The organism is Arthrobacter sp. P4_F10, assembly GCF_056401435.1.
The window spans coordinates 84,183-97,129 of the sequence record NZ_JBFUJJ010000004.1 but is presented as its reverse complement, the minus strand read 5'-3'; the positions used below and the strand labels follow the sequence as shown (position 1 = coordinate 97,129).

Here is a 12,947-nt window from a genome sequence, read left to right as displayed (position 1 = left end):
GGATAACCTAGAGCAGTGACTTACGAGATTGAGATTGGCCGAGGCAAGCGTGGGCGTCGTGCCTACTCCCTGGATGACATTGCGATCGTCCCCAACCGGCGCACACGTGACCCCAAGGACGTCTCCGTCTCCTGGCAGATCGATGCCTACAAGTTCGACATGCCGGTCATCGCGGCGCCGATGGATTCGGCCATGTCGCCGGAAACCGTCATCGCCCTGGGCCGCCTCGGCGGACTCGGCGTGCTCGACCTCGAAGGCCTGTGGACCAGGTACGAGAACCCGCAGTCCGTGCTGGACGAGATCGGGGGCCTCGCGGACGAGACCAACAGTCCCGCCGTCACCCGCCGCATGCAGGAGCTCTACCAGGCGCCGATCCAGCCCGAGCTGATCACCTCGCGCCTCGCCGAGATCCGCGCCGCCGGTATTACGGTGGCCGGCTCCCTGACCCCGCAGCGGACGCAGGAGCACTATAAGACCGTGGTGGCCGCCGGCGTCGACATCTTCGTCATCCGCGGAACCACCGTCTCGGCAGAGCACGTCTCCAAGGACCACGAGCCGCTGAACCTCAAGCAGTTCATCTACGAGCTCGACGTCCCCGTAATCGTCGGCGGAGCGGCCGGCTACACCCCGGCCCTGCACCTGATGCGCACCGGTGCCGCCGGCGTGCTGGTCGGCTTCGGCGGCGGAGCCACCACCACCACCCGCCGCGCCCTGGGCATCCACTCGCCGATGGCCTCGGCCATCTCCGATGTCGCGGCCGCCCGCCGCGACTACATGGACGAGTCCGGCGGACGCTACGTCCATGTGATCGCCGACGGCGGCATGGGATCCTCCGGTGACATCGTCAAGGCCATCGCCATGGGCGCCGACGCCGTGATGCTGGGCAGCGCCTTGGCCCGCGCCGACGAGGCCCCCGGCAAGGGCTGGCACTGGGGCCAGGAAGCCCACCACGTCGAACTGCCCCGCGGCGACAGGGTCAACGTCGGGACAGTGGGGCCGCTCGAAGAGGTCCTGTTTGGGCCGGGACACCACACCAACGGCACCTCCAACCTCATCGGGGCGCTGCGCCGTTCCATGGCAACCACCGGCTACTCGGACCTGAAGGAATTCCAGCGCGTCGACGTCGTCGTCTCGCCGTACGCCGGAAACTGAACGCCACACCGGCCTTTGTTTGGCCCTGCCCATCCGGGAAACTTGGACGTAGTCTGGTGCCCTACGAGGTTTGATCCGGATGGAGGCGTGACATGAACAGTTTTGCCGGCGGTTCTGCCGTGGCCGGAGGTGCCCTTGGGCCTGCGGAACGCGAGGCTTCAATCACTGTGCTCAGGGGCAGCACCGCCCCCGGCAAAGAACTCGACATCCTGATCGTGGGCGGAGGCATCGTGGGCGCCGGCGCCGCCCTCGACGCCGTCACCCGCGGGCTCACCGTAGGCATCGTAGAGGCGAATGACTGGGCCGCGGGGACGTCGTCGCGTTCCTCGAAGCTCATCCATGGTGGCCTCCGGTACCTCGAAATGCTCGACTTCGGCCTGGTCAAGGAGGCACTGCACGAACGCGGCCTCATTCTCTCCGTGCTGGCACCGCACCTGGCCCGGCCGGTCCCGTTCCTGTACCCGCTCCACAAGCCGTTCCTGGAACGGCCCTACGTCGGCGCCGGAATCGCCCTGTACGACGCGATGTCCATCACCGGCGGGCACAGCCGCGGCGTCCCCTTCCACAAACACCTGACTCGGCGCGGAACCCTGCGCGCCGCCCCCAGCCTCAAGGACGACGCCTTCGTCGGGTCCATCCGCTACTACGACGGGCAAGTCGACGACGCCAAGTACGTCGCCAACCTCGTGCGCACCGCGGCGCACTACGGCGCCCACGCGGTCAACCAGATGTCGGTGGTGGACTTCGTGCGCGAAGGCGAGCGCGTGGTCGGCGCCAAGGTGGTCAACCACGAGGACGGCTCCAGCTTCAACATCCGGGCCAAGCAGGTCATCAACGCCACCGGAGTCTGGACCGACGAAACGCAGGCCATGGTGACAGACCGCGGGCAACTCAAGGTGCGGGCCTCCAAAGGCATCCACCTGGTAGTGCCCCGCGACCGGATCCAGTCCACGGTGGGGCTGATCCTGCGGACCGAGAAATCCGTCCTGTTCGTGATCCCCTGGGGCAGGCACTGGATCATCGGGACCACGGATACCGACTGGCACCTCGACAAGGCCCACCCGGCGGCCTCCTCCAAGGACATCGACTACCTGCTGGAGCACGTCAACAAGGTCCTCAAGCGCCCGCTGACCCGCGAGGACGTCGAGGGCGTCTACGCGGGGCTGCGCCCGCTGCTGGCCGGGGAAAGCGATTCCACCGCGAAGCTCTCCCGGGAACACGTGGTGGCCCACCCCGTGCCGGGTCTCGTGGTGGTGGCAGGCGGCAAGTGGACCACCTACCGGGTGATGGCCAAGGATGCCGTCGACGAGGCAACGCGCAGCATGGACGAGCGCGTCCCGCCCAGCTGCACGGAGTCCATCCCCCTGCTGGGGGCGAGCGGCTTCAAGGCCGCATGGAACCAGCGGAACCGGATGGCGGAGGAGACCGGCGTCCACGTGGCCCGGATCGAACACCTGCTCAACCGCTACGGTGCCATGGCTCCGGAGGTGCTGGCGATCATCGCCGGCAGCCCGGAACTGGCCGAGCCCCTGCCGGGCGCGGACGACTATCTGGCCGCCGAAGCCGTCTACGCGGCCACTCACGAGGGCGCCCGGCATGTCCAGGACGTCCTGACCCGCCGCACCCGGATTTCGATTGAGGCGTGGGACCGCGGTGTGTCCGCCGCCCCGGTAGTCGCTAAACTAATGGGAGACGTTCTCGGCTGGAGTGATGCGCAGCGCGAGGGCGAAATCAAGCACTATCTGGCCCGGGTTGATGCCGAGCGCCTGAGCCAGCAGCAGCCGGACGATGAATCCGCCGACGCCGCACGGCTGGGCGTGGAGGACATCGTGCCCCTGCGCTGAGACGCAGCACCGGCCGGCAGTGGAGATTACAACGCTAGTCATTGGACTGCCGGCCGGCGTGCACTGACGCCACTTCGAAGGGACATCTCTTGGCGGAACCACTGGACCGGTACGACGCCGAGCTCACCACGCCCGAGATGGTGATCCTCGAAATGGATGCCACGGACAAGCTCGACGCCACTTCCCAGCTCGCCGAACGCATGCATGCGGCCGGACGAATTTCCGATCTCGAGGGATTCCTCCAACAGGTCAATGCCAGGGAGCACCAGCTCGCCACCGGCCTGCCCGGCGGCGTGGGGCTGCCGCATGCCCGCAGCGAGCTGGTCTCCCAGACCTCCATCGCTGTCGGCATCACGAAGTACGGCAGGGCGCTGGACTTCGGGGCGGCGGACGGCCCGGCCACTGTGATTCTGCTCATCGCCACTCCGGCGAGTTCCTTTTCCGATCACCTCGAAGTGCTTGCGACGCTGGCACGCTCACTGTCGAAGGAGTCCTTCCGCGAGTCGCTGCGCCGCGCCTACGACGCTGAAGTGATCGCCGAACTCATCAATTCCAGCCTGGTGTTCTTCGACCACTGAGATTGGGGCAGGCCCTTTCGTGTCGACTCCGTCGCCACGCAGGGACCCGGCTGCCCCACTCTGGGCAGGCCTTTCGTGTCGACTCCGTCGCCACGCAGGGACCCGGCTGCCCCACTCTGGGCAGGGCCTTTCGTGTCGACTCCGTCGCCACGCAGGGACCCGGCTGCCCCACTCTGGTCAGGCCCAACTGCTGCCCCGTTTCGCTGTTCTACACAGGGACGAAGTACGGTTAAGAGGTGCTGAAAACTGCCCTCAAACCCCGCTGGATCGCAGGACTCGTGTTCGCGATCGCCATTTCCGGGGTCTTTGTGCTGCTCAGCCAGTGGCAGTTTGGCCGTTCAACGCAGGCGGAAGCCCCAGTCTCCACCACAACAGAGGAGACGCGCCCGCTCACCTCGGTCCTGCAACCCGGGGGGTTCTTCCCCGGATCGGTGGCTGACCAGATGGTCTCCGCCACCGGCAGCTACGACCCCCAGAAGCAGGTCTTGGTCCCGGGACGGCTCAACGACGGGGCGAAGGGCTACTGGATCGTTTCCGCTTTCGCCGTCAAGGATGCCCCGGCCCTGTTGGGCCGCGGGGCCACGCCGCAGACCTGGATTCCGGTCGCGCGCGGCTGGGTCGCGGATCCCGCGGACGCCGTGGCGCCGCCGCCGGGCACCATCGAACTGACCGGACGGCTCCTTCCGTCCGAGTCCCCGCTGCCGCAAACCGATCCCGGGCCCGGCCGCGCCAGCGCCGTCTCAGTCGCCGAACTCATCAACGACTGGAACATCAGCAGCTACCCGGGCTTTGTCGCGGCGAGCACCGAACTGGCCGGCGGCACCGACGTCGGGGCCTCAGCCACCGGCGACGTCAAACCCCTCCGGATCGGCCCGCAGCCGCCCGTGCAGCAGGTCAACTGGCTAAACCTCTTCTATTCCGTGGAATGGGTGGTCTTCGCCGGCTTCGCGTTGTTCATCTGGTGGCGGCTCGTCAAGGACGACTACCGCCGGGACCTCGAAGACGAGCTCGACGAGGAACTCGCCGGGGACGAACCACCGGCCCAACACCCCACGGCCCAACACACGGCCGAACAGGCCACCGACCCGCATCCCACAGCCCCCCACCCCACAGACCCGAGAGTGCAATCATGATCGAGCCCCAGCCCGCCATCCAGCCGCAGACAACCAACGGCACGGGGAAAACCGGCAAGAAGCGCCGCTTCGGCGGCACCGAGGCCCAAATCCGGTCCGCCCTGAAGTTCTACAAGGTGCTCGCCTACCTGACAGGTTCGATGCTGCTGCTGCTGTGTGCCGAACTGGTCGCCCGGTACGGCTTCGGGCAGTACCTCTACGCCGGCGGCACCAACGCCATCACCGGCCAGCCGTTCGGCCTCGGATTTGCCGACGCCGAGCCGCCAGGGGTGATCGGGGGCGTCAACCTCTCCGTCGCGGTCCTGATCGTGCACGGCTGGATGTACGTCGTGTACCTCATTTCCAACTTCCGGCTGTGGTCCCTCATGCGCTGGCCGTTCACCAAGCTGGTGGTTATGGCCTTGGGCGGCGTGGTGCCGTTCCTGTCCTTCTTCGTTGAGAAGAAGTTCCACGCGGAGGTCGAGGCCGAACTCGCCGCCAACCCGCAGGCACCCCAGCGGTACTGAACCCCGGCGGCTCTAAACAGCGTCACGACGCCGGCAGCCGCCGTCGGGCGTGTGAGTTCGCTTACCTCCGCCCTCGATTCGGGGCCCGCGCCGGCTTCTCAATGTGCGGGCGGGCAGCGGCGCAAAGTAGGCTAGTGGGGTGACTACTCCCTCTGCATCCCAGACGTCCCACAGGCCCGTTCTGGTTGTTGACTACGGTGCCCAGTACGCGCAGCTGATTGCCCGCCGCGTCCGGGAAGCGAATGTGTATTCGGAAGTGGTTCCGCATACCTACAGCACCGAGCAGCTGCTGGCTAAGAACCCCTCCGCGATCATCCTCTCGGGCGGCCCCTCGAGCGTCTACGCCGACGGCGCGCCCAGCGTCGGCGCTGACCTCTTCGAGGCCGGTGTCCCGGTCTTCGGCATCTGCTACGGCTTCCAGGCCATGGCCAACGCCCTCGGCGGCAAGGTGGCCCAGACGGGGCTCCGCGAATACGGCGCCACCGAGACCACCACCCTGGGGGAGGGCCGCTCCATCCTGGCCGGCATGCCCCAGCACCAGAGCACCTGGATGAGCCACGGCGACTCCGTCCATGAAGCCCCCGAGGGCTTTGAGGTCCTCGCGACGACGGCGGGCGCCGACGTCGCCGCGTTCGCCAACGAGGACAAGCGCCTTTACGGTGTCCAGTGGCACCCCGAGGTCAAGCACTCGGCCTACGGCCAGCAGGTCCTGGAAAACTTCCTCTTCAGGGGCGCGGGGCTGGAACCGAACTGGACCACCGGCAATATTCTGGAAGAACAGGTCCAGCGCATCCGCGAACAGATCGGCGACTCCAAGGTCATCTGCGGCCTTTCCGGCGGCGTCGACTCGGCAGTGGCCGCCGCCCTGGTCCAGCGCGCAGTCGGCGACCAGCTGACCTGCGTTTTCGTAGACCACGGGCTGTTGCGCGAGGGCGAGGCCGAACAGGTCGAACGTGACTTCGTGGCCGCCACCGGCGTCAAGCTCTATGTCGCCAACGAGCAGGAGCGCTTCCTGAACGCACTTGCCGGCGTCAGCGATCCCGAGACCAAGCGCAAGATCATCGGCCGCGAATTCATCCGCGCCTTCGAGGAAGCCGAACTGGCGATCATCGCCGAAGCCGCGGCGCACGGTGAAAAGATCAAGTTCCTCGTCCAGGGCACCCTGTACCCCGACGTCGTCGAATCCGGCGGCGGCGAAGGTGCGGCCAACATCAAGAGCCACCACAACGTGGGCGGGCTGCCCGAGGACCTGCAGTTTGAACTCGTTGAACCGCTGCGCGCCCTGTTCAAGGACGAGGTCCGCGCCGTGGGCGCGCAGCTCGGCCTGCCGCAGGAAATCGTCGGACGCCAGCCCTTCCCCGGACCGGGCCTCGGCATCAGGATCGTCGGCGATGTCACCAAGGAACGCCTGGACCTGCTCCGCAAGGCCGACGCGATCGCCCGCGCCGAGCTGACCGCCGCCGGACTGGATGACGAAGTGTGGCAGATGCCCGTGGTGCTGCTGGCGGACGTCCGCAGTGTCGGCGTCCAGGGCGACGGCCGCACCTACGGACACCCCATTGTCCTGCGCCCGGTGTCTTCCGAGGACGCCATGACCGCCGACTGGTCGCGGCTGCCCTACGATCTCCTGGCCCGGATTTCCAACCGGATCACGAACGAGGTGGACGGCGTCAACCGCGTGGTGCTGGATGTGACCAGCAAGCCGCCGGGAACCATCGAGTGGGAATAGCAATGTGAATGGCCGGCCTTTCGAGGCCGGCCATTTCATTTTGTTCCTGACAATTCGAGCCGAATTTCGCACCGCCCAGTGTTGCGGCCCCGCACGTGCCGGGGATTCGGGCTACCCTCGAAAGCATGCCGGTATGGTCCAAGGCGTCCCGCGCCAGCCAGACAACCGCGAGCACCCACAACGCGGCCAGGGAAAGCGCGGACGCAACACAGACGAGCGTTGATACGTCGAACGCGCTAGAGTCGAGCCCGCCACGGTCCGGCGCAGAGAAATCGAGCACAGAAAAGAAGGCAGCAGTGTCAGTTGGTCAAGGCCACCCCGAGGGCTCCGAGGAGTTCAGGAAATGGCTGTCGGAGCTCAAGCCCGTCACCGGAGCAGATACCATGCTGCGCTTCACCAAAACGCCTGAAGGCTCGATCGACCTGACCCATGCCCATCCGTCCGGGCTTGCCCAGCTGATGGCAGGCCGGCGCACCCGGCTCTCGACGTTGATCCGCGACCGCCAGCAGTATGTTGTTGCGGCCAGGGCATCGCGGAACCTGCGCTCCAAGATTTTCGAACTCGCCAATGACCGCGGCATCGACGCGGGGTATTTCTCCGCCGGCACGGTCGTCTGGACGTCCGCAGTCGGGGGTAAGCCGCAACGGATCTCGGCCCCGGTCATGCTCACCGCCATTTCCCTCACGGTGCGCCCCGGCGAGGACGACTACGAACTTCAACTGACGGAACAGGCGCAGATCAACCCGGCGCTGGTTCGGCACCTCAAGTCAGTCCATGGGATCGTCTTTGACGTCAACGCGGTCACGCGGATGGCGTACAGCACGGCCCGTTATGACCCCCAGCCGGTTCTGGACCGTCTTGGCACCCTGGTCCAGCCGATCCACGGCGCGGAAGTCGAGCACAACCTGCTCGTCTCCACCTTTGCGGACCTCTCCGGCAACCTGGATGATCCGTGGATCAACCAGAACAACCCCCTTGTCACCGCGCTGGCACGGTCCGGTTCCGGCGAACGGGTCGACGTGCCCGCGCTTGAGCCCGGCCGCTTCCCCAGTACGGATGAGCGGGACCCGGCCGAGGAGCTTTTGCTGCTCGACGCCGACACGGACCAGCAGTATGTCATCGACGCCGTCCGGGCGGGTGACTCGCTGGTGGTCAGCAGCCCGCCGGGCACCGGCCAGACCCAAACCGTCATCAACACCATCGGCGCCCTCGTGGACGAGGGCAAGTCCGTCCTGGTGGTGGGTGACCGGCGTGCCAGCCTCGCCGAGATCTCCGCGCAGCTGGACGGCCTTGGCCTGGATTCGGTGCTCTTGCAGCTCACCGGCAACGCCAGCCCGCTGCAGCTCAAGGGCCAGCTGGTCCGGGCGATCGTCCGCAACGAGAAGTCTCTCCAGCCGCAGCTGAGCAACCTGCACGCCACACTGACCGGGCACCGCCACGCCCTGATGGACCACGTCGCATCCCTGCACAATGTCCGGGCCCGCTGGGGCTGCTCGCCGTACGAGGCCATGCAGTCGCTGGCAGAACTGACCTCCATCCAGCCGGCGCCGGCCACGACGGTCCGGCTCAAGCGCAGCGTGCTGGACAACATCCGGGACCGCGAGGAGCTCGCCGGCCGGCTCCGCCGCGCCGCCGAGCTCGGCAGCTTCAGCCGCGCGTCGACCACCAGCCCCTGGCACGGCGCGCGTCTGCTCACCCGCAAGGAAACGCAGGAAGCGCAGAACGTTGCCCAGTCCGTGGCGGAGAAACTGCCCTTGCTGCGCGGGCGCATGGACGCCGTGGCGGAACACGCAGAGATCCGGCTCGGCGGGACGTTCGCCGAATGGGGCGAGCAGATCGAACTTCTCGTGGCCGTCCGCGAAAGCCTGGACAAGTTCACTCCCGACATCTTTGACCGGCCGGTCCATGACCTGATCTCCGCCACGGCGTCCTCCGCCTGGCGCCGGGAACGCGGGATCGAGATGCCGTCCATGCAGCGCTCGCGCCTGCGCCGGGTGGCCAAGGAATATGTCCGGCCCGGCGTGCACATCGCGGACCTGCACAGTTCCCTGGTCCTCGTGCAGGAGCAGCGCGCCGCCTGGTCCGGCTACGCCACCACGCAGCGGCACCCGGCCGTGCCGTCCGGGCTGGGCGAAATCACGGGCCTGTACCGGGAGCTCGCAGCGGAACTGGCTGAACTCGGCCAGGCGGTCAAGCACACCGCCGCCGGCGGCGATGTGGATCGCGCGCCGTACGATGAACTCCTGCCCCGGGTGCGGCGGCTCGTCGCCGACACCGCGACCCTGGAAACCCTGCCCGAGCGCACCCTGCTGGTCGAAAGCATGCGTGAGCACGGCCTCGGCGAGCTCCTCGCTGACCTTGCAGAGCGCGAGGTTCCGGAGGGGTCGGTGACCGCCGAGCTGGAGCTGGCCTGGTGGCAGTCGGCCCTGGAAGCCATGATCAGCGGCGATGACTACCTCGCCATGTCCGACGGCGACGCCCTGCGCCAGCTTGAGGCGGAGTACCGGCTCGCGGACAATGCCCATATCGCCAGTGGTGCTGCCCGGCTGCGGTGGAACCTGTCCGAGCGGTGGCGTACGGCAATCGCGGCGTACCCCCGCCAGGCCGAGCTGTTGCGCAGCCTGCTCAAGGACGGCCGGGTGACCCTGGCAGCCCTGAGCGGCCAGGCGCAGGAGCTGCTGCCCACCCTTGTCCCGGTATGGTCCGTCAGCCCCTATCTCCTGACGGGCCTCCTGCCGATCGAGCAGACCTTCGACGCCGTCGTGATCCTCGACGCGGAGACGACTTCGCTGCAGGCAGTCCTTCCGGCCATCGCCCGGTCCCGGCAGGTCATCGCCTTCGGCGACGAACAGGTCGCCAGCCCCCGGACCTTTACCGTGGGCGTCGAACGGCTCGCGGCCGGGGAGAGCTCCTCCCAAAGCGTTGAGAGCTCGTACCGGGCACTCTCCGCTGTGCTTCCGGTCTGGAACCTGAGGACCGTGTACCGTGCGGTCGATGAAGACCTGGTGCGCCAGCTCAGCAAGGGTTTCTACGCCGGGGAACTTTCCCGGCTCCCTGAGGGGCAATCCGCCACGGGCCTTGACCGCACCCTCAGCGTGGAGTACCTGCCCGACGGCACGGGGCTGCCCAGCGCTGACCACGACGGCGTTGAATCGGTTGTTGCCGAGGTGAACCGTGCGGTGGAGCTCGTCTTCGAGCACGCCCGGCTCCGGCCGCGGACCTCGCTGGCCGTGGTGACCGGCAGCCTTCGCCACGCCGCCCGAATCGGCGAGGCCATCAGGGCGCAGCTGCCCAACTACCCTATGCTCGGCAGCTTCTTCACGGCGGGGGACGAGTCCTTCCGCGTGGTGGATCTGGAACGGGCCCAGGGCCTGGTCCGCGACCACGTCATTTTTTCCCCGGGCTATGGCCGCACCCCGCATGGGCGCACCCTCCACAGCCTCGGGCCGCTCTCCGCCGACGGCGGCCGGGCCAAATTCGCGCTGGCGATGACGCGAGCCCGCCGGTCCCTGCACGTGCTCAGTTGCTTCCGCCCCGAAGACCTCGATGTCAGCCGCCTCAGCCACGGCGCCGTGGACTTCTATGAACTGCTGGACCGTGAGATCGCGGGCAATACAGATCTTGGCAGCCCCGCGTCCCGGGCCGCGGCCAGCGAGCAGGCGCTCGGCGCCGATCCGCTCGTGGCCGACCTGGGCGACCGGCTCCGGGCACGTGGGGCACGGGTATGGCACCAGTACGACGGCGTCCTGAACATGGTGGCGGCCGCCGATCCGATGACCACGATCGGCCAGGACGATGCTGATATTCCCCGTCCGGTAGCAATCGAGTCAGATGGCACCGGCCACTACCGGCGGATGAGCGTCCGGGAACGCAGCAGGCTCCGGCCGCAGCTCCTGGAGCGGCTTGGCTGGCGCTACATGCCACTATGGACCATAGAGGTCTTCACAGATCCCTCGGCCTGTGCCGATCGGATTGGCGGCTACCTCGGGTTGGAGAAACCTGCCGTGTCCGGCCGGCTCCGGACATCGCACGGGTTCTTCGATGACGACATCGACCACCTGGCGATTGACCAGGCGCGGGCCGCTGAGTACCACGTGGCGGACGAACCCGCGGGGCAGGTATTTCGAGGCCGCGGAACTGCGGGCCAGGACTACCGCCGGCAGGAACCAGCAACAGGAATGACAGGCAATTCAGGCAGTAAGGAGGCCGGCGGCATGAGTGCGGACGGCGACATCCGAGACAACACCGGCGCCAAGAGGGACGACGCGACCAGCGCCACTGAGCCCAAGACCGCTGAGCCCAAGACCGCTGAGCCGAAGTCCGGCGAGTTGACCGGTGACGGGCCGGACCAGGAAACGGCGAAGGAGCCGTCCCGCCGTTCGGAGGCGCCGGCCACGGTCCCCGAAGGCGTGCTGCCGAACAAGGCGGCGGAAGATGACCCCCGGCGCTGGGGTGACCAGCCTGACAATTACGATCACGACGCATGGCTCCAGGAGCAGAAGCCACCGCACTGGGGCTGACGTTGTGTGGCCGGCACCGCGGAGCCTGCGGTGCCGGCATCACCCGGCGGACGGGCTGCCCGGGGCCCAGCGCGGCGCGCTGCCCAGGCCTAGCCCGGCGCGGCCGCCACAAGGACGAAGAACAGCTTGCCTTGGGTAGAGGCGCCCGCCAGTCTGCGTGCCTGGTCGGCCGCCGCTGCCACGACTATCAGCCCGTCCGTCTCCGCGGTGGCGGGCCACGGCGAAGCATTGCCGCCCTGCACTGACGTCCAGAGCACCGGAACGGCTTCGGCCAGGATTTGGCTTTCGCCGGGTTGGTCAAAGCCGTTGCCGCCGGTGAGCACCACGTTGACGAGCTGCCCGGGGGAGACCAGCTGGATGGAGGCCGGATCCGCCATCCTGAGCGGCACGGCCGCAGAGCCGGGCGGGCTTCCCGCGAGCAGGCCCGGGCCAAGGATCTGGGCATCGGTGAGGAGTTGGCCCTGGCGCAGCGGTGCGGCCAGTTGTTTTCCCTCGAACGCGGTCTCGCTGCCGGGGTTGCCGGCAGGCACGAGGCCCGGCGGGACACTGATGCTGCTGACATCGCCGGGTTCCAGGGTCTTTCCGGCGGGAAGATCCGCCGCTGCGGCGAAAGCAACCACCGTGGCAGTGGGCGCGGGAGCTAGCTGCTGAACCGTGAGGCCGGCCGGGATGCAGAACAGGAGGGCCGCGATAAGTCGCCGGTTCCCGTTCATCCAGCCGCGCAGGCGGCGCCGTGACGGACGGCGGCCGGGAGGCCGTTGCCGGCGGGTCTTCGCCGGGCCCCGGCTCCGGAACGGGCGGCCCGCCGCGGACAACGTGGCGGCGGGAAGGTTGGCGGCGCGGATCCCGGCGCGTGCCCAGCGGCCGGAGCCTTCGACGGGCGTGGGGAGGGACGGCAGGGACGACGCCGTGGAGGGTGCCCCGGACGAAGGGGTGGATGACGTCCAGGGCCAAGGCGGGGAAACCGCGCTGAGTGAAAGGGCCATGCCGTCACGCTACGGACCCGGGAGCATCGACGGGAGCCGCAGAACCGCCTATGTGGACAATGGCCACCGGCCCAAGGATTACGCTGACTCAGCCAGCAGAGGCCCACCTGACGGGCCGGCGCCGAACAGGCCGGCGTCTGACGGGCCCGCCCTAAGCAGGCGGGTGTCCTGCTAGAGCGCGGGGGCGGGTGCGGGGGTGGCCGCAGGAGCTGCAGGAGCCGGGGAAACCGTGCTGCCCTTGGCGTCGCGGGAATCGGTCCGGTAGAAGCCGGAGCCCTTGAACACTACGCCGACGCTGTTGAACTTCTTGCGCAGCGTGCCCTGGCACTCGGGGCAGGACGTCAGGGAGTTGTCGCTGAACGACTGCACGATCTCGAAGGCATGGCTGCAGTCCTTGCAGGCGTATGCATACGTGGGCACTGGAAATCCTCACTCTGGGGCAAACGAGCAGGTCCCGTGCTGCCGAGCCGGAATCACTGCCGATATGCCTATCGACCGG

General features: G+C 67.9%; 9 protein-coding genes. 7 read left to right on the top strand and 2 right to left on the bottom strand.

Annotated features, from left to right (window positions below; all coding sequences use genetic code 11):
• The first annotated feature begins 15 nt into the window (after window positions 1-15).
• From AC1DR1_RS06535 to AC1DR1_RS06505, 7 genes are all read left to right on the top strand, one after another.
• Entirely contained in the window at window positions 16-1,152 is a 1,137-nt protein-coding gene (locus tag AC1DR1_RS06535; RefSeq protein ID WP_476992354.1) for a GuaB3 family IMP dehydrogenase-related protein, read from the top strand.
• A 92-nt stretch (window positions 1,153-1,244) separates the two neighbouring features.
• On the top strand, window positions 1,245-2,996 hold the full coding sequence (locus AC1DR1_RS06530) for a glycerol-3-phosphate dehydrogenase/oxidase (protein ID WP_476992353.1): 1,752 nt from the start codon (window positions 1,245-1,247) through the stop codon (window positions 2,994-2,996).
• An 89-nt stretch (window positions 2,997-3,085) separates the two neighbouring features.
• Window positions 3,086-3,574, top strand: a complete 489-nt coding sequence (locus tag AC1DR1_RS06525; protein ID WP_229994793.1) for a PTS sugar transporter subunit IIA — start codon at window positions 3,086-3,088, stop codon at window positions 3,572-3,574.
• A 236-nt stretch (window positions 3,575-3,810) separates the two neighbouring features.
• A complete protein-coding gene (locus tag AC1DR1_RS06520) occupies window positions 3,811-4,707 on the top strand; it encodes an SURF1 family protein (RefSeq protein WP_476967569.1) in 897 nt (298 codons plus the stop codon).
• Entirely contained in the window at window positions 4,704-5,213 is a 510-nt protein-coding gene (locus AC1DR1_RS06515) for a DUF3817 domain-containing protein (RefSeq protein ID WP_229995993.1), read from the top strand. Before AC1DR1_RS06520 ends, AC1DR1_RS06515 begins: the two co-directional genes overlap by 4 nt.
• 139 nt (window positions 5,214-5,352) lie before the next feature.
• Window positions 5,353-6,942 carry a glutamine-hydrolyzing GMP synthase gene (guaA, locus tag AC1DR1_RS06510; protein ID WP_229995994.1) on the top strand — a complete coding sequence of 530 codons (1,590 nt, stop codon included), beginning with the start codon at window positions 5,353-5,355 and terminating at the stop codon, window positions 6,940-6,942.
• A 296-nt stretch (window positions 6,943-7,238) separates the two neighbouring features.
• Entirely contained in the window at window positions 7,239-11,462 is a 4,224-nt protein-coding gene (locus tag AC1DR1_RS06505; RefSeq protein WP_476992352.1) for an AAA family ATPase, read from the top strand.
• 89 nt (window positions 11,463-11,551) lie between these two features.
• Here the strand turns inward: AC1DR1_RS06505 and AC1DR1_RS06500 are convergent, their stop codons facing one another.
• Together AC1DR1_RS06500 and AC1DR1_RS06495 are read right to left on the bottom strand one after the other, a co-directional pair.
• Window positions 11,552-12,448, bottom strand: a complete 897-nt coding sequence (locus AC1DR1_RS06500) for an RcpC/CpaB family pilus assembly protein (RefSeq protein WP_364745637.1) — start codon at window positions 12,446-12,448, stop codon at window positions 11,552-11,554.
• 171 nt (window positions 12,449-12,619) lie between these two features.
• Window positions 12,620-12,868, bottom strand: coding sequence for an FmdB family zinc ribbon protein (locus AC1DR1_RS06495; protein ID WP_364745640.1), 249 nt, complete (start codon window positions 12,866-12,868; stop codon window positions 12,620-12,622).
• Between the last annotated feature and the right edge of the window lie 79 nt (window positions 12,869-12,947).

What these genes read in the sequence shown, in the direction of transcription:
- AC1DR1_RS06515 (WP_229995993.1), top strand. Translation starts at nt 4,704, where the DNA reads ATGATCGAGCCCCAGCCCGCCATCCAGCCGCAGACAACCAACGGCACG.
- AC1DR1_RS06500 (WP_364745637.1), bottom strand. Translation starts at nt 12,448, where the DNA reads ATGGCCCTTTCACTCAGCGCGGTTTCCCCGCCTTGGCCCTGGACGTCA.
- AC1DR1_RS06530 (WP_476992353.1), top strand. Translation starts at nt 1,245, where the DNA reads ATGAACAGTTTTGCCGGCGGTTCTGCCGTGGCCGGAGGTGCCCTTGGG.